The sequence below is a fragment of the Lacinutrix sp. YIN62 genome (assembly GCF_057219185.1).
On sequence record NZ_JBXVVH010000009.1, the window covers coordinates 1 to 23,587 of the forward strand.

Annotated in this window: 17 protein-coding genes; 9 read left to right on the forward strand and 8 right to left on the reverse strand. The window is 32.2% G+C overall.

Annotated elements, in window-relative coordinates; genetic code table 11:
* Positions 1-454: 454 nt before the first annotated feature.
* The 5 genes from AC2D8I_RS07405 to AC2D8I_RS07425 all read right to left on the reverse strand — a co-directional run bounded on the left by AC2D8I_RS07405 (position 455) and on the right by AC2D8I_RS07425 (position 8,677).
* The gene (locus tag AC2D8I_RS07405) at positions 455-871 is read right to left on the reverse strand and encodes a hypothetical protein (RefSeq protein ID WP_484705357.1); all 417 of its coding nucleotides are present in this window, start codon (positions 869-871) and stop codon (positions 455-457) included.
* 79 nt (positions 872-950) lie between these two features.
* Positions 951-3,146, reverse strand: coding sequence for a peptidase domain-containing ABC transporter (locus tag AC2D8I_RS07410; protein ID WP_484705358.1), 2,196 nt, complete (start codon positions 3,144-3,146; stop codon positions 951-953).
* The gene (locus tag AC2D8I_RS07415; protein ID WP_484705359.1) at positions 3,139-5,553 is read right to left on the reverse strand and encodes a DUF5916 domain-containing protein; all 2,415 of its coding nucleotides are present in this window, start codon (positions 5,551-5,553) and stop codon (positions 3,139-3,141) included. Before AC2D8I_RS07415 ends, AC2D8I_RS07410 begins: the two co-directional genes overlap by 8 nt.
* A gap of 523 nt (positions 5,554-6,076) precedes the next feature.
* Complete coding sequence (locus tag AC2D8I_RS07420; RefSeq protein ID WP_484705360.1) at positions 6,077-7,396, reverse strand: hypothetical protein; 1,320 nt, start codon at positions 7,394-7,396, stop codon at positions 6,077-6,079.
* Positions 7,397-7,402: 6 nt separating this feature from the next.
* Positions 7,403-8,677, reverse strand: a complete 1,275-nt coding sequence (locus tag AC2D8I_RS07425; protein WP_484705361.1) for a hypothetical protein — start codon at positions 8,675-8,677, stop codon at positions 7,403-7,405.
* 278 nt (positions 8,678-8,955) lie between these two features.
* On the opposite strand from AC2D8I_RS07425, the gene AC2D8I_RS07430 reads away from it, so the two are divergent.
* A complete protein-coding gene (locus tag AC2D8I_RS07430; protein WP_484705362.1) occupies positions 8,956-11,340 on the forward strand; it encodes a GAF domain-containing protein in 2,385 nt (794 codons plus the stop codon).
* Here the strand turns inward: AC2D8I_RS07430 and AC2D8I_RS07435 are convergent.
* The gene (locus AC2D8I_RS07435; RefSeq protein WP_484705363.1) at positions 11,330-12,538 is read right to left on the reverse strand and encodes a Pycsar system effector family protein; all 1,209 of its coding nucleotides are present in this window, start codon (positions 12,536-12,538) and stop codon (positions 11,330-11,332) included. The genes AC2D8I_RS07430 and AC2D8I_RS07435 overlap by 11 nt on opposite strands.
* A 212-nt stretch (positions 12,539-12,750) precedes the next feature.
* Here AC2D8I_RS07435 and AC2D8I_RS07440 point away from each other — a divergent pair, with 212 nt between their 5' ends.
* The 4 genes from AC2D8I_RS07440 (at position 12,751) to AC2D8I_RS07455 (ending at position 18,230) form a co-directional block, all read left to right on the forward strand.
* Positions 12,751-13,242 (forward strand): peroxiredoxin family protein, encoded by a 492-nt coding sequence (locus AC2D8I_RS07440; RefSeq protein ID WP_484705364.1) that lies wholly within the window; start codon positions 12,751-12,753, stop codon positions 13,240-13,242.
* A 142-nt stretch (positions 13,243-13,384) separates the two neighbouring features.
* A complete protein-coding gene (locus AC2D8I_RS07445) occupies positions 13,385-13,957 on the forward strand; it encodes a uracil-DNA glycosylase family protein (protein WP_484705365.1) in 573 nt (190 codons plus the stop codon).
* A gap of 5 nt (positions 13,958-13,962) precedes the next feature.
* Positions 13,963-14,454 (forward strand): peptide-methionine (S)-S-oxide reductase, encoded by a 492-nt coding sequence (locus AC2D8I_RS07450; RefSeq protein ID WP_484705366.1) that lies wholly within the window; start codon positions 13,963-13,965, stop codon positions 14,452-14,454.
* Between the two features lie 104 nt (positions 14,455-14,558).
* Entirely contained in the window at positions 14,559-18,230 is a 3,672-nt protein-coding gene (locus AC2D8I_RS07455; protein ID WP_484705367.1) for a metallophosphoesterase, read from the forward strand.
* Between the two features lie 99 nt (positions 18,231-18,329).
* Here the strand turns inward: AC2D8I_RS07455 and AC2D8I_RS07460 are convergent, their stop codons facing one another.
* Entirely contained in the window at positions 18,330-19,100 is a 771-nt protein-coding gene (locus tag AC2D8I_RS07460; protein ID WP_484705368.1) for a hypothetical protein, read from the reverse strand.
* Between the two features lie 102 nt (positions 19,101-19,202).
* Between AC2D8I_RS07460 and AC2D8I_RS07465 the strand changes: the two genes are divergently transcribed.
* Genes AC2D8I_RS07465 through AC2D8I_RS07475 form a run of 3 tightly spaced genes read left to right on the forward strand, consistent with a single transcriptional unit; the run spans position 19,203 to position 21,633 of the window.
* Complete coding sequence (locus AC2D8I_RS07465) at positions 19,203-19,892, forward strand: glycerophosphodiester phosphodiesterase (RefSeq protein ID WP_484705369.1); 690 nt, start codon at positions 19,203-19,205, stop codon at positions 19,890-19,892.
* Positions 19,889-21,103, forward strand: a complete 1,215-nt coding sequence (locus tag AC2D8I_RS07470; protein ID WP_484705370.1) for a BaiN/RdsA family NAD(P)/FAD-dependent oxidoreductase — start codon at positions 19,889-19,891, stop codon at positions 21,101-21,103. Before AC2D8I_RS07465 ends, AC2D8I_RS07470 begins: the two co-directional genes overlap by 4 nt.
* The gene (locus AC2D8I_RS07475; protein WP_484705371.1) at positions 21,100-21,633 is read left to right on the forward strand and encodes a DUF1697 domain-containing protein; all 534 of its coding nucleotides are present in this window, start codon (positions 21,100-21,102) and stop codon (positions 21,631-21,633) included. Before AC2D8I_RS07470 ends, AC2D8I_RS07475 begins: the two co-directional genes overlap by 4 nt.
* Here the strand turns inward: AC2D8I_RS07475 and AC2D8I_RS07480 are convergent.
* A complete protein-coding gene (locus AC2D8I_RS07480; protein ID WP_484705372.1) occupies positions 21,630-22,193 on the reverse strand; it encodes a TetR/AcrR family transcriptional regulator in 564 nt (187 codons plus the stop codon). The genes AC2D8I_RS07475 and AC2D8I_RS07480 overlap by 4 nt on opposite strands.
* A 238-nt stretch (positions 22,194-22,431) precedes the next feature.
* Between AC2D8I_RS07480 and AC2D8I_RS07485 the strand changes: the two genes are divergently transcribed.
* The gene (locus AC2D8I_RS07485) at positions 22,432-23,544 is read left to right on the forward strand and encodes a diphosphomevalonate decarboxylase (protein WP_484705373.1); all 1,113 of its coding nucleotides are present in this window, start codon (positions 22,432-22,434) and stop codon (positions 23,542-23,544) included.
* The last annotated feature ends 43 nt before the right edge of the window (positions 23,545-23,587 follow it).

Genomic DNA, 23,587 nt, shown 5'->3' on the forward strand with positions numbered 1-23,587 from the left:
TGGTTGAAGGTCTCTTGATATTACCAGGAAGGCATATATCTGGATGGCTGTTTGACAGTTTATTTTATAAAGAAAAAAAAGATTCTAAATTGTCGTTTCTGCTGTTAAAATTAGTAGTTTTAATTTAAATAACCTATTTTTTTTAGGCTTAAAAGTGCTTTTTTTTATAACTAATTGGAATGTAGTTTGTTGGGTTCTTTTTGGATAGTGTTTAATACGGATTTAATAAAATAAGGAATTCCTTTTAATTGTTTGTTTGGGGGGCTTTTTTTTATTACTTAGAATGTAAACTCTTGAAAAACAAGGATAAGTTAACATAAGTAGTTTGGTGTTATCTATTAAATAGATTGTTTTACTTCTGTTATTATTACAAAATAGTGCTATTGTGAGAATACTTTTCTGTAATTTAAATAGCGGGTTTATTGTTAATGTTTTGAGACAATAAGTAATCGGGTTATTTGGATGCTTTTGTTTTTTCTATTCTATTTATTAATTCTACAATGATTTCTCTGTTTTTCGAATGTTCTTTGGTGCCAGTATAATCTATTAAAATAGCATTTTCTTGTAAAAAAATCACGTAATGATCTTTAGCTTCTTTAGCGTTTTCCCATATCATTATCCCTTTTTTATTTTTTGATGGCTTCCCTAAATCTTGTTTCACAATGGATAGCACTTCTTTGAAGTCTTTTAAAGATAAATTACTTTCATATTTAGCGGTTAAACTATTGGAGTGTTTGGTTGTAATCTTATCGTTTTTTGTTGTTGATGTGGATGTTTGTGTTTCTGAAAATGTTGTAGATTGTGTGTTTTCTTGAGCTTCCATAGTGTAGAAATTTAACGATATAACTAATGCTAGCAGTAGATTTTTCATAATTAATAAATTTGATTTAGGTAAAGTTAATATATTTAAGTAATAATTTGTTATGGTTTAGTGATTAAAAATCAGCAAGTTAGTTTATGTTGTCTAATTCTAATTGGTTTTTAATGAGTTCAAAATAACTCCCCTTAAATTCAATTAATTCTTTATGGGTACCTATTTCTTTTATTTCGCCTGTTTTAGATAATACGATTATCTGATCGGCATTGCGAACCGTACTTAAGCGGTGTGCAATAAGTAATACTGTTCTTTTGGAAAAAAAAGCTTTTAAATTATTAGAAATGGCCTTTTCATTTTTGGCATCTAAAGCGGAGGTTGCTTCATCAAAGAAAATATATTCAGGGTTCCTATAGATTGCTCTAGCTAATAGAATCCGTTGTTTTTGACCAGTACTGATTTGAATGCCTTCATTTCCTATTTTTGTTTGGAATCTCATGGGGCACCCAGCAATAAAATCATAAATCATTGCCATTTTTGCTGCCGCTTCTAATTTGCTTTCATCAAATTTTTCTGAGAGCACAATGTTTTTTTCAATACTATCATTAAAGATGAATCCCTCTTGTAAAACAACGCCGCATTTTTTTCGCCAATCATGATGTTTAATTTCGCTAAAATCAGTATTTCCAACAGCAATAGAGCCATCTGTAACATTATAAAATTTTAAAATGGTTTTAAGAATGGTTGTTTTTCCGCAACCACTAGGGCCAACTAAAGCTGTTATTTTATTGTGAGGTATTTTAAAAGAAAGATTTGATAAAACATTTTTTGAAGTTCCACTATATTTAAAAGAAACATTGTCAAAAATAATAGCTCCCGTTATATTTTTAGTGTTGGAGGCTATATTTTCAGATTCATCATCTTTTTGATGGATTTCAGAGATTCTTCTTAAGGCTAATTTTACGTCTTGAATATTGTTTAAAAAACTTACTATGCGTTCAATAGGAGCGTTTAAATGCCCTATAACGTATGAGATGGCTAGTAACGTTCCGAATGTGATACTCCCATTGATTACCATAATAGAAGCCGATAGAATTAATAATAAGTTTTTTAGTTGACTGATAATTGATGCACCATCAAGTTGCATTTGCTCTACTTTTAAACTGCTGATGTCTCTTTCGTAGAGTTTTGTTTTTATAGTTTCCCATTCTTCAATTTTATTAGCAGTGTAGCCATTTAGCTTAATGTCTTGCATGCCATTTATTAGCTCAATGAGTTTACTGTTTTCTTTACTTTTAAGCGAAAAATATTTAAAGTCTAAAACCTTTCTTTTATCAAAAAAGAGCATTGTCCAAGAAAAATGAATTATAGTTCCTATAAGAAAAATAAAGAATAACTGTTGGTTGTACCACAAGAATAGTCCACTAAAAATAATAACATTAAAGAACGAAAATAAAGCGCTTATAGATCCAGAGGTAAGAAAGCGTTCTAGTAAGTCATGGTCTCCAACCCTTTGGAATAAATCCCCTGTAAGACGAGAATCAAAATATGAAATGGGTAAAGCGATTAGTTTTTTTATAAAGTTTGAAATTAATTTGATATTGAATTTCATACTTAATTTTAAAATGACCCAGTTTCTAATGATCTCAGCTAATTTAAAGCCAAGAAATAAGGTTGCATACGCGCCACACGCCATGTATACAAAATTAATATCGCTATTCTTTACTCCGGAGTCAATGATTTGTTGTGTAATATATGGAAATACTAGCTCAAGAGCGCTTGTAAAAACAAATAAGAAGATAATTTTTAAAAACGCTAATTTATAGCTTAGCAAATGACTTTTTAAAAACGCAATAATTTTATTCGTTTTTTTTTCTTCAAAAATAATGTCTTTAAAATCGGGTTTGGGTTCTAATACTAGAATAATGCCTTTGTCTTCGATAATGGCTTTATCGTTATCAAGCCAGCCTTTTAAGAAATTTTCAAAGGGATACGATATTTTTCCTAATTCAGGATCGGAGACATGCACGCGTTTTTTTGTGATTTTATAGACTACTACAAAATGTTCTTGATTCCAATGTACAATACAAGGTAAAGGAATTGATTCTTGCAACATCTTGAAGTTTTCTTGGGCGGGAACAGCTCGTAATCCTATTTTTTCAGCCCCCAAAATAAGTCCCGTTAATGATGTTCCTGAGCGGGTCGTTTCTCCTAAAGAACGTAATAACTCTATGCTTACTTTTTTTTTGTAAAACTGTGATATAATCTTGATGCAAGAAGGTCCGCAATCTTTAGCTTCGGATTGTATGTATGTTGGGAAGCTATTAATCATAAAGCTTTTTTATGGCATTATAATCTAAGAAATACACAATTTTAAAAGAAAAGGTATCTATTCCACTGTTATCAAATGTATGGTCTAAATTTTTAAAAAAATTGGTTTCAAGAATGTTATCGTCTTTTGTTATTGCTTTTTGCCAATTAATAGAAAGCTCACTTCCTGGAGTGAATTGCCAGCGAAAAAGAAAATCTAAATTAAATAAATTTAAGTTTATTTGGTTATCTGTTAAGTCTGTTTGTTCAGGGTTTGGTCGGTAATGACCAGTTTCATCTACTAAAAATAAATTTTTGTTTTCCACATAAGCCCAAAAGTGTCTTAATTTTAAAGCGAGTCCCATTTTGTTGGTTATGAGGTAGTTTGTGTTAAGGTTTGTAGTGAGGTTGTAAATGTCTCTTTGGGTATAATTGATAGTGTTATCGTCATTTATAGGACTACCGTTTAAAAAAATAACCCCCATGTTACCGTCTAGAAAACTTAAATCCTGATTTAAATTTACTGTTAATCGTGTTCCAAAAACTTTGTTTAATTGATACCCAATTCTAAATTCATGATTATAAGGTTTGTCAAAATAGTGCTTGTAAAAACTATAGACTTGGGTATAAAAATCTTTATTGGTGTTGGTGATAAGTTCTAAATAAGGCTCAATGAAGGGGGATATTATAGAAAAGCGATCGACAACTCTTGGCTCAAAAAAATCTTTACCCTCTAGTCTAAAGTTTGATCCTATATTAAAAGTATGATTGTTTTTAGTAATAGGCTGTAAGTTTAACTGGAAGCGAGTGGATTCACGAACCTCTAAAGATTTATAGTAATCTTGGTCGAAAGATAATGATGCTGAAAAACGATTAAGGATCCAAAATGGGTTGAATTTTGTATAACTTATGGAGGAACCATAAGTGCTTAAATTGTTTCTAGTTAGAAAACCAAAATCATTAGGGTTAAATTTTTCGTCATAAGCTTCATGCGATACTCTTGCTCTAAAAGAGCCACTGGATTTGCTTGCGGAAACTTTATAAAAAGCTCCTAATGTAGTGTCGTCTGAAGCATAATTTTGCGATAAAGAGAAGTCGGTGTCGAATGTGAATTTTTGTTCTTTTGTAAAGAGTCTGTAGCGTACTTCAGATAAATTGAAATCTTGTACATCTCCTTCACGTATAACTGAGCTATTTGCAAAATATAAAAAGGAATTATTTTTCATTACTTGTTCGAAAACAATGGAATTGTAATTGGTATAAGGGTTTACTTGTTCTTTGTTTCCTGAAGCGTATTTTGCAAATTCCCTATTTACAAAGCCGTTAAGTAAACTAATTCCAAATCCTTTTTTTGTCTTTGCTGTTAGTTTTATTAAATTTAAAATTTGGGCAGAACCAGGGTTTTCAATAAGTGCGTCTCCTTCTCTATCTGGAGCTTGAAAATAAGGACGTTCTCCTATTCTTCTAGAGTAGAAAAAATTACTCTTGTTAAAGAGCTCTGTGCCTTCTGTGAAAAATTGTCTGTTTTCATCAAAACGAATTTCAAAGGCAGAAAGATTTAAAACGGTATTATCAAAAGTCGTTTGGCTAAAATCAGGAATGATAGATGCATCTATAGTAAAAGCATTTTTGTAAACGTATTTTAGATCTAACCCTCCGGCAAAATCGACTTCTGTTTTGTCTTCAATATTATTTTTATCAATTAATAGGTTGGCAAATGGTAAAAAAGTTAAGTTTATTGGTGGAGATACATTTTTAATCCCTTTTAAGCTTCCAAATTGATTTAAAAAACCAGGTTTTGTTGCGTCTATTGGAGACCACCATGCTTGCTCGTTTAGATGGCTTTTAAAGGTTACAATATTGAACTTAAAATGATCTAAATTAGCTTTATCAAAGCGTAAAAAATTAAACGGAATTTTCATTTCTACATACCATCCTGTTTTTGTAATTATGGTTTTACTATCCCAAACGGCGTTCCATTCAGTATATTCAGAGCCATCACCGCCATATTTACTATCGTATTGTACTCCGCTAGGGGTTAGTATAAAACTGTATCCTTCGCTTGCCAATCCAAAAGGGTCCAAGGTTAATCCAAAATAATCTGTATTATTTAAAGCGTCTCTAAACGTCATTGTATTATTAATTTCAGCGATGTCGTTTACCTGTATTTTTGCTCCCAAATAAAGGAAGGATTCATCATATGTTATGGCAAGTTCTATGGGGCTTTTACTAGATTTTCCATTGTCTGGTGTTGTTTGCGTGAGGTAGAATTTTTTTAAATCCCAAGCTTTTTCATCAAGCTTTCCATCAATTTTAATTTTGCCTTTTAATTTTGTTGTTGTAAATGTATTTGTTTGACTTTGAGAGTAGGAGAAATGGAGTAAAGTAATTATAACAAAAAAGAAATAATGGCGATAATGGGGGCTCATAAAATTTATAATTTATTTTCAAACGACTATGATAAATGGCTATTAAAATACGAATTATTTAATAAAAATATTCTCTTCTATTTAGAATAAAAGAGAATATACAATAAATATATTTGTTTTAATAAATATATTAGTTACAGCCGCATTTGACCTTAACCGAGTGCACAACAGAGTGCACAACCGAGTGTACAACGGAATGTGTTACATCTACTCTAGCAGCGCTACCACCGTAGATAATGTCTGTGTTCAGAGGTGATTTTGTTTTCTTTCCTAAGAACTTGTCGAAACTTTTTTTGCTCATAATCTTGTGATTTAAATGGTTAATAATTATTTATAATAAATAGCTTGGCTATAAACTATCTAATTGCTTACAGTGTTAGCTCATTATAGTGAGAATAACATGGTAATCGTAGAATGCACATCTATCTTTGTTAAGCTACTACTGCCTGTGCATAAAAAAGGCAATTGTTTTTTTAAAAGCGAAAAAGCCTATGGTTATTTTAATAAGTTAAAATAAATGGTGCTAATTGTAATTCACAACAGTTACACTGCCGTACTTATATGTTAATTGTAGCCATTTTTGAATTGCTTTTTCATGCCATAATTCAGGTCTTTTTTTAGCTATAATCTCTCCCCACGATATCGTGTTTCCTTTATTTAGTGTCCTTATTATTTCGGAAATAAAAGGCGAATATTTTATGCTTATTCGCTGGCCTCTCATAAAGAGATGAATCTTGTCATGCTCTACATAGTTTTCAATTTTAAAAGACGGATGTTTTAATGAGAATTCTGTGCTTTCTTTTAGTTTTCTAAAGGTATCATCTACCGTTTTATCTTTTTTAGGAAAGGTATGGGTTAATATTCCCAAATTACTTCTTTGAGCGTAGCAAATATTCTTAAAACTTTTTCGCAATAATTCTGCCATAGAAAGATTTAACTCATTGTCTGCATATTGTAATTTTTTGAGTATTTCTAAGGTGTATTCACTATGCTTTTCCTTATCGTATACTGGTAATATTCGTGCGCCTTCTCCTCTAATTTTATTTGAAATGGCAACCCCAGAAATGCCAAATAAGGTTTGTTGCAGTAACTGTTTTTTTGTAAGGTCGTTAAATAAGATTTTCATATTAATATAAAACCCTTGGTGTTCAATAATAAATATTCCTGTTTTGTTTAGGGTTGCTAATTGATCTGGAGCAATTTTATTTTTTATCGAAAAATTATCTATATACGCATCGAAATTCCTTACTTTTCCTTTTTTCTTAATCAAGCCACCAATCTCTTTTTTCTTTTTAGGGGTCCATTCGTAAATATTTTGTTTTGTGTTGCCAAGATTTATATATGTTTTTCTTTTTGGGGTTAAATCTTCTTCTAAGCCATCTGGAGACCATTGATGGTCTCCAAATTCAAAGGAGATATTAATGCCACCTAAGGGAATTCCTTGTGTTTTAAGGAAAGGCTCTAGAAAATCAGATAAAGCATATCGAATCTTATCCGATTCAAGTATGCCTTTATCTGTTTTAAGAACTAATGTTTTATTTGGAGAAATTCTTTTTTTCCAGCTTTCAATAGTTTCGTTGTCAAATTTTGGATGGTCTCTTAAAAACCGAAACGGATCGGAAATAACGTTTCCATCAATATATATTCTAATAACGCCTACAGGGGTGTTTATGAGCTTGCTTAATGCTTCTAAAGAAACACGTTTAAGTTTTTTATAAGTTAAATCGTTATCAGCGCATTGAAAAACAGTTGGGGTTGTAAAATTATTAGAGGTTTTCATAACACGACCCCAAAAGTCATGCTCTACATCTTCTAATAATATATTTTGCACTTGGTCTCTCATTTTTTTCTAATTATTTTCAATCTGTATAACACAATTCTCTATAAAAATCTCAACAATACGTTTGCCTATTCCTTCTGGCCAATCAAGAAATAGACCAGCAATAAGGTTTGTAATTGTATCTGTTTTTCTGTCGTTAATTCGTTTTATTAATGTTATAATGTCGTTATGGTAAGCAAGGTCTATTTTATCTGCTCTATGGAATATTTTTAATACTTCTTTGTGTTGTACATAGCGTATTGGAGAAACAATTAATGTTACTTTCTGTTCTTCAGAGATCTCGTACTCTAATTCAAATTTATTTTTTATAGTACCTCTGTCATACCAGTCATTACTAATTAAGGCATTTGTGTAATCTTGGATTTGATCCTCCATAAATTCTAAGAAACTACTGTTTAATACCTCGGTGTCTATAGTTTGAAATAAGCTTTCAATTTGTAAATCTTTCTCACAGTCTTTTAAATTTTTCAATGCGACTAATTCATCAAGGTTAACCTCTTCAATATCATCAATAACTTCTTTAACCCCATTGCTAAAAACCCCATTAAAAAGGCCGTCAATTGTTGTGTAATTAAACCAAACGGTCAATCCTATTGAGATGTCTTCAGATTTTCCTATGTGATAATAATCCCAAGGCATAAAAAAGATGTCTCCACTGCTAAATTTATATTCATAATCGGTGTATGGTAAGTAGGGTGTAGGATCCATTTCATTTTCTCTCCCATCCAAACGGTTTTTATAATTGCTTTCTTCCCACATAAACATTTCCTTATCGCCAGACCCTAAGTGTAAATGCATTACAAATGAGCCTGTGTGATCTTGATGAATTCCAATAGGAGTCCATCCGTAATTACCTACAAATATGGAAAAGTTGATACCTCCTACGGGAGGGTTGTTTTTTAAAATAGGCGCAAAATATTTTGAAACTAAATCTCTTGTTTTTTTACTGTAACGTTGTCCGTCATTTAAAATGACTCCAAACTTGTTGTCTCCAAAAATCCGCTTACACCAAGGAAGAAAGTCTGCTTCATTTTTCATTGGGTCCTTTAGAATTTCTTTTTCTAAATCTGTACTCATTTCTCCACCAGACCATACTCGCCATGCTAATAGTTCTTTTTCATACTTTAAGTTTTGAAACATTTCAAATATAGAATTCCGTAACTCAGCTACGTCATTATTAAACATGTTTTTTCTAGTAACGGGAAAGGACATGTTACCGGTGGTTTTTTTGAATTTATCCCACCAATCTGTTGAAAATGAGTCTGTTTTGAAGTTTGGTTGCATAAGGGTAAATTAAAATTTTATCAAAATTACAAGAAAAAAACATAAGATTAGTAAGACTAAACCTTACATAATATAAGGATAATCCTTACTCTTTTAGTGTTGATTATATTTTTTAAAGTGTGTCAGTGAGAGTTATAGAGTTTTGTTGGTTAATTAATTGACTTTTAGTGAGTTGTGTTATTTTGTGCTAGAGTGTGTATTGGGGGAGCTGTTGTAATGTTAATTAAGTCTGTATAAGTTCAATAATTTGTAAATTTGTAGAAAAATAAAAGGCTTTAATGAAAGACTTAAACGATAATATAGATTCTCCATTAATACTAAAAGTAAGTTTTAATAAACTTTTGCAGTATTATGAAACATTAGTCAATAGTAATGATGAATTTATAGCAGCAAAATCTCGAAGAATTCTAAAAATACAAGAATCTCATCCTGTGCTAAAAGAAGGGTTTAGTGAAATAGCTTTATTAGAAACCTATAAGAAAGAAATTAGTTTTATACTACAAGACGCTTTTAGCGAGGTGTTAACTAATAATGAAGTGAAGACAGCATCGGTGCCGTTTCATAATATCATATTTAATTCCTCTCAGCGATTTAAATCTATTATAGAAAAAGCGGGAAAAGATTTTGAGTTAACCATTACGAATATGCCTACAGACGATAAGTATATTATAGCTTGTACTATTATACTTGCTTTTTGTTATGGTTATGATCTTAATATAAAAAGGCCTTTTTTATATGAAATTCCAGATGAAAATAAAGTGTTACATTATTATAAGATTTTGTACAACGCAGATTTTATGGAGATCATTCCTACAGAGAAAGCCATAGAAATTACTCAAGACGATATAGATATTCTATTGGATAATGTTGAGAATATAGCGCTTTGGAAAGAGAAGTTTCCACCAGGGAGCTATCTTTTTAAAGGCTTTGTTATTTCTAATATTTTTGATGTTACAGACGACCAATCTATTTCTAATATAAAATCTAGCTTAATAGGCAAAGAGCGACATAAAGATAATAGTTTAATGGAGGACTTTCATGGCGTATTTGAGTCTCTTTTAAACCTGAAGGGATTGCGTGTAGGGTTTTCAATATATAATAAAGAAGACGATACTTTTGAACAAATTTATAAAGAACAAGGTGTTAAGAGCTTTTTGTTAAATGGGATAGAAGTTAGTAAATGTAAAGAAGCTTTATGTAGTTGGTCTTACAGGGAATTGCTTGAAGAGAATAAAACCATTTCCATTTCAGATGTCGATAGAATGTACAAACAAACTTTAGGAGGCGAACAACCTCCGCAAATAAAAGCATTACATTCACAAGGGATTAAAAGTGCTATTTTGGCTCCAATTGCAAATGAGGCAGGTTTAATGGGGATTTTGGAATTGGTGTCTACTCAGCCTAAAGTACTAAACAGTATAAATGCGATTAAATTGAATGACGTTATGCCGTTTATTGTAGCGGCGGTAGAGCGTTCTAAAGAGGAAGAAGAAAATCTTATAGAAGCTGTTATTCAAAAAGAATGTACGGCCATTCACCCTAGTGTACATTGGAAGTTTAAAAATGAAGTTAAACATTTTATAAAAAAGCAGTTTAGCGGAAATCAGGCTGCTTTTAATAAAATTGTATTCGAAGATGTCTATCCGTTATTTGGGCAAATTGACATAAAAGGTTCTTCTGAAGCAAGAAATTGGGCTACAAAGAAAGATTTATCGCTACAATTAAATAAAGCAAGAGTTATTTTAGAAAAAGCATTGCGATTAGAAACGCTACCTATTTATGAGCAATACATCTATCAAATAAAAGTATTGTTAGATAAATTAAATTCCAATTTTCAGGTAGATAGTGAACAGCATATAAATGTTTTCTTTGAAGAAGATATAAATGCATTGTTTAAGTATGTTGCCGCTTCTAAAAAAGAAGTGTTAGGGATTAGAGAGTATTTTAATAGTCTTGATGGGAGATCTGGTATTATTTATAAACACCGGAAGGATTATGACGATACTGTAAGTCTCGTGAATAAGAAAATGGCAAGCCTACTAGATGAAAAGCAAGTAGAAGCACAAAATATGTACCCTCACTTTTTTGAACGTTTTAAAACAGATGGAGTAGAGCATAATATGTACATAGGAGAGTCTATAACTAAAGAGAAAAGCTTTAATCTTATTTATTTATATAATTTAAGATTGTGGCAGTTACAAGTTATGTGCGAGATGGAGAATGCTTATTATCAAATGCAGTCCGAGTTTCCTGTGGCGCTGGATGTTGCTTCAATGGTGTTGGTGTTTAGTCAGTCATTATCTATAAGTTTTAGAATGGATGAAAAGCAATTTGATGTCGATGGTACTTATAATGCGCGTTACGAAATTGTTAAAAAAAGAGTAGATAAGGCTTATATAAAAGGAACAAAGAAGCGGGTTACCCAAAAAGGAAAGATTGCGATTGTTTACTCCCAGAAAAAAGACGAGCGAGAATATTTAGGGTATATTGAGTTCTTGCAGTCTAAAAAATATTTAGGAACCGATGTTGAAATTGTAGAGTTAGAAGACTTACAAGCAGTAACAGGTTTGAAAGCCATTCTTGTAAGTGTACTCTATAATAGAACTAAAGGTGAAAAAGAATTTTATACTTACGACGATTTAATGAAAACGATTAAAGAATAAGAGTGTTTTCGGCCGATTTAAAAGCGATGCCAAATGCAATAACACTAATGATTATGCCAATCATAAAAACAGTATAAGTTATACGTAATATCTTATATTTTTTATCTAATACGATACCTAGAAAATATAAGTCTTTTTTCATTGAAGAGTAGAGGTAATCTCTATCTTTCATCATTTCTCCCATCGCCCATTCAAAATCAGGGAGACTCATTTTATGGAAATTACCAAAGAATAGTAAATTAACTTTTTTATTAGCAACATCTTCTTTAGTAAATTTTCCACTAGTAACATTAGGGCGGGTAGCAAGAACAGAAAGAATCATAGAGGCTACAGTAAAGAGGACGAAAATTAGCGTAGGCCAGATTAAATATTTGTTAGATGCATTGTCTAATTTAGAGACTAAGTTAGAAAGTACTAACGATACAATAATGGCGTTAACAGACAGGAGTATGTTTGCCTTTGTATCTGCAATATCACTTAATGTAATATGATTACGTAACGTTACACGAAACATCGTTTCGATACCGCGTTCGGGTAAAAAGGCCTTGTTTTTTTTCAAGGCAAATTCTTCTACTTTAGTTTTTTCTTTTTTTTCTTCAGCTTTCTGTTTTTTAAGCGTTTTTAATAGACTCGATAAGTTCCTGTATTTGCCTTTTTGCCAGTTATTGTTAGCAAAATCTGTATAAAAACGATGATGTTTAGTGAAAAATGAGATGTTTTCCTGTGTCCATTCACTATCTGTGTACACCTTTTTTTCATTAAGTTCCCATTCAGCACGCAGTAAATCGCTTATTTCTATATAATTTTTACTTTTAAAATGCGCAGAATCTGCATCGCGAATTATTTTTTCGCTTGTAGATGTAGGTTCAAGGGTCATTTTAGTGACCATAATTAATTTAGTGATTTCGGTAATATTTGAATCACTAACCTTATGTTCTTTTAGAAAATCAATAGCTAATTTTACGCCTTTCTCTTCATGATTAGTATAACCTTCTACACACCCAACATCATGAAACCAAGCAGCTATAATTAAATTATTAGCTTCTTTTTTAGCTAGTTTTTCAGCTTCAATAAGTTCTTTAGTAAATTTAACAACACGTTGTGTATGATTTAGATTGTGATATAAGAAATTGTGAGAGAGTTTACTTCTGAATAAAGACGTAACATATTTTTCGACTTCTAAAATAACAGTATTCATATGCAGTGGTTGTTTATTTAGTAAAAATACTAAACTTTAATTTAGTAAAACTTTATTTTAAAAGGATCTATAAACATAATAGCTAAAATAGCATCGTGTTTTCATTAATATCTAGTGTAATGTTTTAGAATAAATTCCGACTGTATTATGTGTTTAAGAGCTGCTACTGCTATGATAGAGCGCTAAATAAAATTATTATTCTACCCTAAAGTATGTCAAACGAAACAAAACAAACAGCGGTGTTTCAGGCACCCGAATTTAATGTAAGCCATTGGGTCAATGCCAAAGGAGATAAGATTGCTCCAATAACACTTCTAGATTTGAAAGGGCGATTTAAAATTGTCTATTGTTTTCAAAGTTGGTGCCCTGGATGCCATAGTAAAGGGTTGCCAGATTTAAAAAAAATGGTTGAAGCTCATAAAAAAAATGATAAAATTGCCTTTTTAGCTATCCAAACGGTATTTGAAGGTTATGAGAAGAATACTTATGAAAAGATGTTGGAAACCCAAAAACAATATGCTTTAGAGATTCCGTTTGGTCATGATGCTGGCTACGATGGTGAATCAAGATCTAATATAATGACCAGTTATAAAACAGGAGGAACACCATGGTTTTTATTTATAGATAAATATGATCGTGTTGTTTTTAGTGATTTTCATTTAAATGTAGATGCGGCAATAACTTTTTTAAAAACATTGAAATAATGAAATGCTTAGATAAGGTGTTTTTTAAAATTGTAAATTAGTATCTTAGAGTTGTTATGTGTTGCTTTGCGTGATTGCAATAGCATCGTTTTTGTAAATTATAAAATAGTTATGGTTAGTTTATAAGTTAGAAATTGAAAAGATGAAATCATTACTATTAGAAATTTCTAAATGCCAAGTGTGTGCTATTCACTTAGCGTTAGGTGCTAGGCCAATAGTCTCTGCCAGCGAATGTGCTAACATCATAATAATAGGGCAAGCCCCAGGAGCTATAGTACATAAAACAGGAATACCATGGGACGATAAAAGTGGTGAGAATTTAAGAGCGTGGATGGGGCTAAAAAGTAAAGCCTTTTATGATTTTAATAAAGTAAGCTTGTTGCCAATGGGGTTTTGTTACCCTGGAAAAGGAAAAACAGGAGATTTACCACCAAGGAAAGAATGTGCTCCATTATGGCATAATCAATTATTACGGAAAATGAATAAAGCAAAACTTATACTACTCGTGGGAAAGTATGCGCAAGATTATTACTTAGAGGAACGAGCAAAACAGACTCTTACAGATACCGTTCGTAATTTTAAAGAATACCTCCCTAATTATTTTGTATTGCCACATCCTTCACCAAGAAATAATATTTGGCAGTCAAAAAATGAGTGGTTTAAAAAACATGTGTTGCCTGAACTTAAAAAAAGAATACAGAACGCTTTAAAATAGAAAAAATGACTAAAATAGCATTTGGAGGAGGTTGTCATTGGTGTACAGAAGCTGTGTTTCAATCTTTAAAAGGCGTAACTATGGTTGAACAAGGGTTTGTATCTTCTATAGATGAGAATAATGCTTTCTCAGAAGCAGTAATTGTTTCTTTTAATGCAAAGCATATAATATTAGACACGCTAATCGAGATTCATTTACATACTCACAAAAGTAGTTCTAATCATTCTATGCGAAAAAAATACAGATCTGCTATTTATGTGTTTAATGCAAGACAAGACGTTGAGGTAGGAATGATATTAGATCGTTTCAAAAAAGAGTTTGAAGGAAACCTTATTACTAAAGTTTTGAAGTTTAATAAGTTTAAACCTTCAGAGGAACAATTTCAAAATTACTATTATTCAAATCCAGAAAAACCATTCTGTAAAGCATTTATAACTCCTAAATTAAAAATGCTTATGGAACGATACTCAGATCATTTAAAAGATTTTAGTCAATAAAATTAGCCAGTAAAAGAATTTGATTTGGTATATTTTCTTTCAAAATGAGTGACTTTCCCCTTAAAAAAAATTATTTTTACTATTACTAGTCAAAAACGTTTAATATGAAACTTAAGAACTGTGTTATTTTAAGTGCGGTGATATTTTTAGTGAATGCTTGTGCAAACTACAAGCCACAATATAAAAATGCAGAAACGCATAAAGCTCCCCAAGAAGGAAAAGAAATAGAACATTCGTTATATTTAATTGGAGACGCAGGGAATTCTCCAATAGGTTCAGAATCCGTTGCTCTAAAAGCCTTTAAAAAAGAATTGGAAAGAGCTAAAAAAAATAGTACAGCTCTTTTTTTAGGGGATAATATATATCCAAAAGGGTTTGTAAGTAAAGACGATAAAAATCGAGCATTCTCAGAGCATCAAATGAAAGTGCAAACAGAAGCTGCTAAAAATTTTGCTGGTAGCATGATATTTATTCCTGGAAATCATGATTGGTATTCTGGTTTAAAAGGTTTAAAACGGCAAGAAGAATATATAGAAGCTGCATTAGGGAAGAATACGTTTTTGCCGGAAAATGGTTGTCCCATAGATAAAGTGAAAATTAATGATGATATTATATTGATTATTATAGATTCTCAATGGTATATAACGAATTGGGACAAGTACCCAACAATAAATGCCGATTGTGAGATTAGAACTAGAGCCGCATTTTTTGAAGAATATGAAAGTTTAATAAAAAAAAACAGAGGAAAAACAACTCTAGTGGCATTACATCATCCAATGTATACAAATGGACCACATGGCGGCCAATATTCTGTAAAACAGCATATGGATCCGCTCCCTGTTTTGGGAACAATTAAAAATGTATTGAGAAGAACAAGTGGTATTACAGATACAGATCTTAATAACAAGCGCTATAATGCATTTAAAAAGCGAATAGTAACGTTGTCTCAAGAAAATGATAAGGTTGTTTTTCTGTCTGGGCATGAGCATAGTTTACAATACCTTGTTCAAGATAATTTAGTACAAATCGTAAGTGGATCTGGATCAAAAATAAACCCTACACGAAATGTTGGTGGTGGTCAATTTTCATATGGGGCTGAAGGGTATGCAAGGTTAGATATATATAAAGATGGCTCTTCAAATGTGCGATTTTACACAGCAAATGATAATAAAGTAGTATTCGAAACAGAAGTGTTTCCTAAAGATAAAAAAGAAAACATTATTTATGAAGCAACGTTTCCAAAGGAGAAAACAGCATCCATTTATACGAATGCTGAAACCGAGAAAGGCGGATTGTATAAATCACTATGGGGAAAGCGTTACCGAGAAGATTTTAGTAGGCCAGTAACAGTGCCTACAGTTCGTTTGGATACACTTTTTGGTGGATTAACACCTGTTAGAAAGGGTGGCGGTAATCAATCTAAATCACTACGGTTAAGAGATAAGAATGGGAGCGAATATGTAATGCGTGCATTACGTAAAAGTGCTGTACAGTATTTGCAAGCTGTGGCATTTAAAGAACAATATATAGAAGGTCAGTTCGATGATACTTATACAGAAGGGTTGTTACTAGATGTTTTTACGGGATCTCATCCTTATGCTCCATTTACAATAGGGACTTTGTCTGATGCCGTTGGGGTTTTTCACTCAAACCCAATATTGTATTACATACCCAAACAAGAAGCTTTAAAGCAATATAACGATGAGTTTGGAGATGCGCTATACATGATCGAAGAACATGCTTCTTCTGGTCATGGAGATAAGAAAAGTTTTGGTTTTTCTAATGAGCTTATAAGTACAAGCGATCTTTTAAAGCACTTAAAGAAGGATGAAAGCTATGTCGTAGACGAAGCAGCATACATTCGTGCGCGTTTGTTCGATATGCTGATAGGAGATTGGGATAGGCATGAGGATCAATGGCGTTGGGCCACGTTTATAGAAGATGAAAAGACAGTTTATAGACCTGTTCCAAGGGATCGTGATCAAGCATTTTCAATTATGTCAGATGGCGCATTGTTAAATTTTGCAACCACTATAATTCCTGCATTACGTGCAATGAAAAGCTACGATGAGGAATTGAAAAGTCCAAAATGGTTTAATCTGTCACCTTATCCTTTGGATATGGCTTTAATACATGAAGCAAATAGAGCTGTCTGGGACGCACAAGTTAACTATATAACGCGTCATTTAACAGATGCAGTTATAGATGAAGCCTTTAAATCGTTTCCAAAGGAAGTTGATGCAGATGTTATTCAAGGAATCAAGCAAAAATTAAAAGGAAGGAGAGCAAACCTTCAAAAAATATCAGATGCCTATTATAAAGAGATTAGTAAATATGCGGTAGTTGTAGGAACAGATAAAGATGATTGGTTTGAAGTTACAAGATTAGCTAATGGAGAAACAAAGGTTGAAGCTTACCGTATTAAAAAAGGAGAAAAAGCAGATGTGCTCCACTCTAGGACATATACAAATAAGGAAACCAAAGAGATATGGATTTACGGGTTGAATGATGATGATACTTTTAAAGTTTCAGGTACTGGAGATAAATTAATTCCTTTGAGGTTAATAGGAGGTCAAAATAAAGATACTTATACTATTGAGAGTGGTAAAAAAGTTCATATGTACGATTATAAGTCCAAAGAGAATTATTTCACTACAAATAAAGGAGACAAAAACCTTTCCGATGATTACGATACAAATGCTTATGATCATAAGAAACCAAAGTATAACTCTAATCAATTGATTCCTTCTGTAGGTGCTAATCCAGATGACGGTTTTAAGGTTAATCTTATCAATACGTTTTCCGTTTTTGGTTTCGAACGTGATCCGTTTACACAACAACATACTGTTTCAGCGGGGTATTATTTTGCAACAAGTGGATTTGATTTTAATTACAAAGGAGAGTTTGCTAATGTTATCGGGAAATGGAACTTAAGATTGGATGCAACTTTTACAAGTCCCAATTATAGCATCAATTTCTTTGGCTATGGAAACGAAACACCAAATTTGAATAGTGAGGATGAGGATAATTTTGATTTAGATTATAACAGAGTAAAAATACAAACTCTAGGGTTTGCACCGTCCTTAGTTCTAAAAGGTAAACTTGGTTCTGAAGTAAAGCTAGGGCTGTCTTATGAAAATATTGAAGTGGAAGAAACTGAAGGGCGATTTATAGATGAATTTTATGCTGTAAGTGGAGAAGATAATAAAAATACTTTTGCAGGAATAGAGGTGAGTTATATGTTTAAAAACAAGGATGATAATGCCTTTCCAACTTTGGGGATGGAAACCGATTTAAAACTAGGTTACAAGACTAATATAGATAATTCCAACGGATTTGCTTATGTTATGCCATCATTAGGATTCTATTATAAAATGATAAATAGTGGAAAACTGGTGTTAGCAACAAAAGCAAGTGCGCATTTTAATATAGGAGATGATTTTGAGTTCTATCAAGGGGCAAATTTAGGCGCAAGTAATGGGTTGAGAGGGTACAGGAATCAAAGGTTTACAGGAAAAAATGCATATGTGCAAAGTACCGATTTACGTCTCAATGTATATAAAGTAAAAACAGGATTGTTGCCAATAAATATAGGGGTTTATGGCGGAGCAGATTATGGCCGTGTTTGGTTAGAGAATGATAATTCTAAAACGTGGAATAATGCTTACGGAGGTGGAGTGTTTTTTAATGGGGCAGGAATGTTAGTTGGGAACTTGTCAGCTTTTAACGGTAGTGATGGGTTACGTTTGGATTTTAAATTAGGATTTGGATTTTAATAAGCAGAAGCTTAGAATATATTATTAAATGTAAGTTGTCTATTCAACTAACGAAAATAGCTTTGTTGGTGCATGTTTTCTTACAGAGTAGTGCTTATTTCAATGTAATATAAATTCATAGACATTACCACCGCTGCCTTTGCTATATTCATCTGTAATAAGTACAGTTTGATTGTTTTTAAAGCAAATACCTTCTTTTTGGGAAGTATGATTAAAAGGAAGCGTTTCAACGGCACCTTCAAAGAAATTATCCCCATCAAAATCTGTGACTTTCCATAGCTTGTCGTGGTTTAATAATACGATTGTTTTTTTGTCTGGACTAATAGCAGCGCTAGTAACCCGGTTTTTTTTGCCCTTAAAATTGAATTCGGTAACAAATTTAGCGGTGTGTATTCCAGTTTTATTTGGAACAGCTATAACAATGGTTTTTTTGTTGTTTTTGCTAAAAATGTAAAAATACTCATTGAGTAAGAAGAAGGCTTCAAAATCTTGATTCTTAATAGATTTAGGGAGTTTAAAACTAATAGGGCTTGTTTTTATTTTTTTATCAAGAGCAGTTACATTTTCAACCTTATAAATTGTATATGCTTCTCGTTTTTTAGAATTATTGCCAAAATCACCAATGTATATGTTGCCCTGGCTATCGCTTGTTAAATCTTCCCAGTCTACGTTTTTCGAATTATTAATATTTATGTCTTTGATAATGGTTCCCTTGGTATTTAAGCCGTATAGGTTATTTTTGTTTCCGGAGTCTTCAATAACCCAAATCAGGTCTGAATGAGGTATGATTTCTATGGCAGAAGTTTCTTTTAGGGCTTTAGGAATATCGACGATAACTTTTAATAGCCCTGTTTGGCAAGAAAAGAGCATAAAGCATAAAAGGAATAAAGAAGGAGCATAGTAACGCATAATCAATGAAATTAATATTAAATTTACGGAGATATTCTTTAGTATGAAAATATAAATAGAACAATGAAAGAACAGGTGTTGGTTATAGGGCATCGTGGTGCAGCAGGACACAGCCCTGAAAACACATTGCTGTCAATAAAAAAAGCATTAATTTATAGCGTAGATGGTATTGAGGTCGATGTGCATAAATGTAAAAGCGGAGAGCTTGTTGTGTTTCATGATGCAACTTTAGATAGAATGACCAATGGCAGTGGAGAGGTGTCTACAAAAACACTTAAAGAATTGAAACAACTTAGGGTTGTAAATGGGGAACAAATACCAACTTTAAGAGAAGTTATAGAATGTATTGATGGACGTTGTCTTTTAAATATTGAATTAAAAGGAAAACATACCGCTAAGGAAGTTGTAACCATTATTAAGGATCATGTAAATACAAATTCATGGAAGTATACCGACTTTATAGTCTCTAGTTTTCAGCAGCGTGAGTTGGAAATTATGTATAAAGAAGATGCGCAGATTCCATTGGCTGTACTTACAAAGGCAAATTTAGATGAGGCCATTGCTTTTGCAAAAACTATTGCAGCCGAAGCGATTCATCCTAATCATGCACTATTGAGCCATGATAATGTTAAAAAAGCAAAGGAATTAGGCTATAAGGTCTTTGTGTGGACAGTAAATGATTTTAATACGATTGAACGTATGAAGCAATATAAAGTGGATGGTATAATTTCGGATTTTCCAGATAGAATATGATAGAAAAAGATATTATAATAGTAGGAGGAGGTGCCGCAGGTTTTTTTGCGGCCATTAATATAGCTGAAAATAATCCAGGGTTGACAGTTGCTATACTTGAGCGAGGGAAAGAAGTACTTACAAAAGTGAAGGTTTCAGGAGGTGGACGATGTAATGTAACCCATGCAGAGTTTATGCCTCAAGAATTAATAAAAAATTACCCTAGAGGAGCCAAAGAATTATTAGGGCCATTTCATACGTTTATGACTGGTGATACCATAGCATGGTTTGAAGAAAGAGGTGTTGAATTAAAGATAGAAGATGATGGAAGGATGTTTCCGGTGTCAAACTCATCACAAACCATCATAGATTGTTTTCTGTATGAAGCCAAAAAACACAATGTTGAAATTCTTAAAAATCAGTCAGTAACAGCAATTAAAAAAAATGATGCGCTTTGGAATTTAGAAACGAAAGATAAAAAATTCGTTTGTCAAAGTCTAGTAATCGCAACAGGAAGTAACCCGAAAATATGGAAACTATTAGAGGTTATGGGGCATCGTATAGAAAAGCCTTTACCTTCGTTGTTTACTTTTAATATTGATGATGCTAGGATTAAGGATATTCCAGGGGTCGTTGTGCAAGATGTGGCAATTGAAGTACTTGGGACTAATCTGTTTTCTGAAGGGCCTCTGTTAATTACGCATTGGGGGATGAGTGCTCCATCAATATTAAAATTATCAGCTTTTGGGGCTTTGGCTTTGGCTAATCTTAATTATAAGTTTCAAATAAAAATTAATTTTATAAAACAATCTTTTGAAGACGTTGTTTTTCAGTTAAAGGAATTAAAACAGACACTTTCTAAAAAAACAATTATAAACTATTCGCAATTTAACCTTCCCAAACGATTATGGAGACAGTTAGTAATAGCGTCAAGTATTAATGCGGAGATGCGTTGGGCAGATGTTAGTAAAAACCAAATAGAAGTCCTCGCTGGTCAGCTAACAACAGCTACTTTTAATGTTAAAGGAAAAAGTATTTTTAAAGAAGAGTTTGTAACCGCTGGCGGTGTTAATTTAAGAGACGTTAATTTTAAGACCTTTGAAAGTAAGCAGCATAAAAGCTTATATTTTGCAGGAGAAGTTATAAATGTAGATGCTATAACAGGAGGCTTTAATTTTCAAAATGCATGGACGGGAGCTTATATAGTCTCTCAAAATATAATGAAAACATGAAAACATATATTGCGTTTTTAAAAGGAATAAATGTTGGTGGCAAAAAAAAGGTGCCTATGCTAACCTTAAGAGCTTTATTAGAAAAAGAGGGGTTGCTAGAGGTGCAGACCTATATTCAAACAGGTAATATTGTTTTTAAATCAAGCCTAGAAAAAGTAGTTCTATTAGAAGAGCAAATAAAAGAAGCGCTTTTTAGAACCTTTGAATTTGAGGTTTCTCTGTTGGTGAAAACACCCGAGGAATTAGAGCGTATTATTAATGAATGTCCTTTTTCAGAAGAAGAAAAACCAAACAGTTATTTTACCTTATTGCATAGTTTACCAAATGAAGAATTGGCTAAAATGACAGCTGTAGAGCGGTATGCTAACGAGACATTTGTAATAAAGGGGAAATGTGTTTATTTTTATTCCAGTATGGGTTATGGAAAAGCTAAGTGTAATAATGGCTATTTTGAAAAAAAACTAAAAACAGTGGCTACTACACGCAATTATAAGACTATGAAAAAAGTAATGACAATGATTGAAAATTAGTGTTCTACATATTTTACACTATCCCAAGTCATTCTTAAAGCACTTTTAATTTGCTGTTCATTCATCGGAAGTTCGTCCTTGAACTTTAACCTTGCAGCAGATATTACAGAACCAAAAGCCATTTGCATAATGAGCCTTAATTCTACATTTCTTAGTTCTTTTTTTAGGATGCCAGACAATACAAAATCTCTAATGTTTGTAAAGTGTACAATGTTTTTCAAGCGAATTTCAGGAGTAATGATTGGAGGGACTCCTACAAACTCCATGAATTTAAATGCCAGTGGATTGCCAACAAAATAATTGTATAAGTTTAACCACATGGCCTCACATTGCTTCTTATAGCTATCATCTGGGATGTTAGCGATTAAGACAACTCCAAAATCTTGACAGATCATCGAGTAAATTTCTTCTATAATTTGATGTTTATTGTCAAAATAGTGGTAAATTGTACCAACTGCTACATTTGCTTCCTTGGCTACTTGAGACATTGGTGTGGCGTGTACACCTTGTTCTACTACCAGCTCAAGCATAGTTAGTATAATCTTCTGTTTTTTATCCATTTTATTAGTCTTAGGGCATAAGCATATGCAGAGGATGGAGATTTTAGGAGACCCTCATTCAAGCAATGCTTTCTCTTTGTAATACATTTACATAACAATCATTAAATAGAAAACCTTTAGAAGTGTTAATTATCTAATATTCAGCAAACATCACTAAGTTGAATGATTTTCAATTCGTCGCTAATTTAGTAAATAATTTTTTAGAATTAAAAACTATATTTGTAAAAATTTGTTTTAAATGAAGGAAGCACAATTTCTGTTTAGAAATTACACATATAATATAGAAGAAGGAGTCGTAACTTGGGCTTCACCAAGTAATATCGCTTTGGTTAAGTATTGGGGAAAGAAAAAAAATCAAATCCCCGAAAATCAATCTGTTAGTTTTACATTAGACGCTTGTAAAACAAAAACCAAATTACGGTTTGTAAAGCGTAAAGAAAAAACAGATGAATTCTCTTTTGATGTTATTTTTGAAGGTCAAAAAAAAGAGGAGTTTAAACCCAAAATAGAAGCTTTTTTTAAAAGAATAGAAGCGTATTTGCCTTTTTTAAAAACCTACCACTTTACAATTGAAACTTCAAATACCTTTCCGCATAGTTCAGGGATTGCCTCTTCTGCTTCTGGGATGAGCGCCTTGGCACTCTGTCTTATGAGTGTGGAAAAGCAGCTCATGGCATCAGATAAAACCTTAAGCCTAGAAGAAAAGTGTATCGATGAAAAAGACTTTAATAAAAAGGCCTCTTTTTTAGCCAGATTAGGGTCTGGAAGTGCTTGCAGAAGTATTGAAGGTGATATTATAGTGTGGGGAGCACATAAAGAAATTAGTGGGAGTTCAGATCTGTATGGTGTAAAATATACAGATGAGATCCACCCCAATTTTAGAAACTATCACGATACTATTCTCTTGGTAGATAAAGGGGAGAAGCAAGTAAGTAGTACTGTAGGACATAATTTAATGTATAATCACCCTTTTGCAAAAGAGCGTTTTAAACAAGCAGAGAAGAACATTAGTAAAATAAAAACCATTTTTAAATCTGGGGATTTAAAGGCGTTTATAGCATTAATAGAAAGTGAAGCGTTAACACTACATGCTATGATGATGACAAGCATGCCGTATTTTATTTTAATGAAACCAAATACACTCGAGGTTATTAATAAAATATGGACTTTTAGAGCACAAACAGGATTGCATATCGGTTTTACATTAGATGCTGGAGCAAATGTACATATTTTATATCCAGAGCATGAAGCAGAAAGGATTTATAAGTTCATTAGTAAAGAGTTAGTTGCATATTGTCAAAACGGTCACTATATTTGTGATAGAATTGGTTTTGGAGCTTGCAAACAATAATAGTTGTAAAAAAAAGAATAACAAATTACCGACCAATAAGCGA

What these genes read in the sequence shown, in the direction of transcription:
- AC2D8I_RS07455 (WP_484705367.1), top strand. Translation starts at nt 14,559, where the DNA reads ATGAAACTTAAGAACTGTGTTATTTTAAGTGCGGTGATATTTTTAGTG.
- AC2D8I_RS07465 (WP_484705369.1), top strand. Translation starts at nt 19,203, where the DNA reads ATGAAAGAACAGGTGTTGGTTATAGGGCATCGTGGTGCAGCAGGACAC.
- AC2D8I_RS07480 (WP_484705372.1), bottom strand. Translation starts at nt 22,193, where the DNA reads ATGGATAAAAAACAGAAGATTATACTAACTATGCTTGAGCTGGTAGTA.
- AC2D8I_RS07440 (WP_484705364.1), top strand. Translation starts at nt 12,751, where the DNA reads ATGTCAAACGAAACAAAACAAACAGCGGTGTTTCAGGCACCCGAATTT.
- AC2D8I_RS07445 (WP_484705365.1), top strand. Translation starts at nt 13,385, where the DNA reads ATGAAATCATTACTATTAGAAATTTCTAAATGCCAAGTGTGTGCTATT.
- AC2D8I_RS07405 (WP_484705357.1), bottom strand. Translation starts at nt 871, where the DNA reads ATGAAAAATCTACTGCTAGCATTAGTTATATCGTTAAATTTCTACACT.
- AC2D8I_RS07435 (WP_484705363.1), bottom strand. Translation starts at nt 12,538, where the DNA reads ATGAATACTGTTATTTTAGAAGTCGAAAAATATGTTACGTCTTTATTC.
- AC2D8I_RS07475 (WP_484705371.1), top strand. Translation starts at nt 21,100, where the DNA reads ATGAAAACATATATTGCGTTTTTAAAAGGAATAAATGTTGGTGGCAAA.
- AC2D8I_RS07425 (WP_484705361.1), bottom strand. Translation starts at nt 8,677, where the DNA reads ATGCAACCAAACTTCAAAACAGACTCATTTTCAACAGATTGGTGGGAT.
- AC2D8I_RS07420 (WP_484705360.1), bottom strand. Translation starts at nt 7,396, where the DNA reads ATGAGAGACCAAGTGCAAAATATATTATTAGAAGATGTAGAGCATGAC.
- AC2D8I_RS07410 (WP_484705358.1), bottom strand. Translation starts at nt 3,146, where the DNA reads ATGATTAATAGCTTCCCAACATACATACAATCCGAAGCTAAAGATTGC.
- AC2D8I_RS07460 (WP_484705368.1), bottom strand. Translation starts at nt 19,100, where the DNA reads ATGCTCTTTTCTTGCCAAACAGGGCTATTAAAAGTTATCGTCGATATT.
- AC2D8I_RS07470 (WP_484705370.1), top strand. Translation starts at nt 19,889, where the DNA reads ATGATAGAAAAAGATATTATAATAGTAGGAGGAGGTGCCGCAGGTTTT.
- AC2D8I_RS07430 (WP_484705362.1), top strand. Translation starts at nt 8,956, where the DNA reads ATGAAAGACTTAAACGATAATATAGATTCTCCATTAATACTAAAAGTA.
- AC2D8I_RS07485 (WP_484705373.1), top strand. Translation starts at nt 22,432, where the DNA reads ATGAAGGAAGCACAATTTCTGTTTAGAAATTACACATATAATATAGAA.
- AC2D8I_RS07450 (WP_484705366.1), top strand. Translation starts at nt 13,963, where the DNA reads ATGACTAAAATAGCATTTGGAGGAGGTTGTCATTGGTGTACAGAAGCT.
- AC2D8I_RS07415 (WP_484705359.1), bottom strand. Translation starts at nt 5,553, where the DNA reads ATGAGCCCCCATTATCGCCATTATTTCTTTTTTGTTATAATTACTTTA.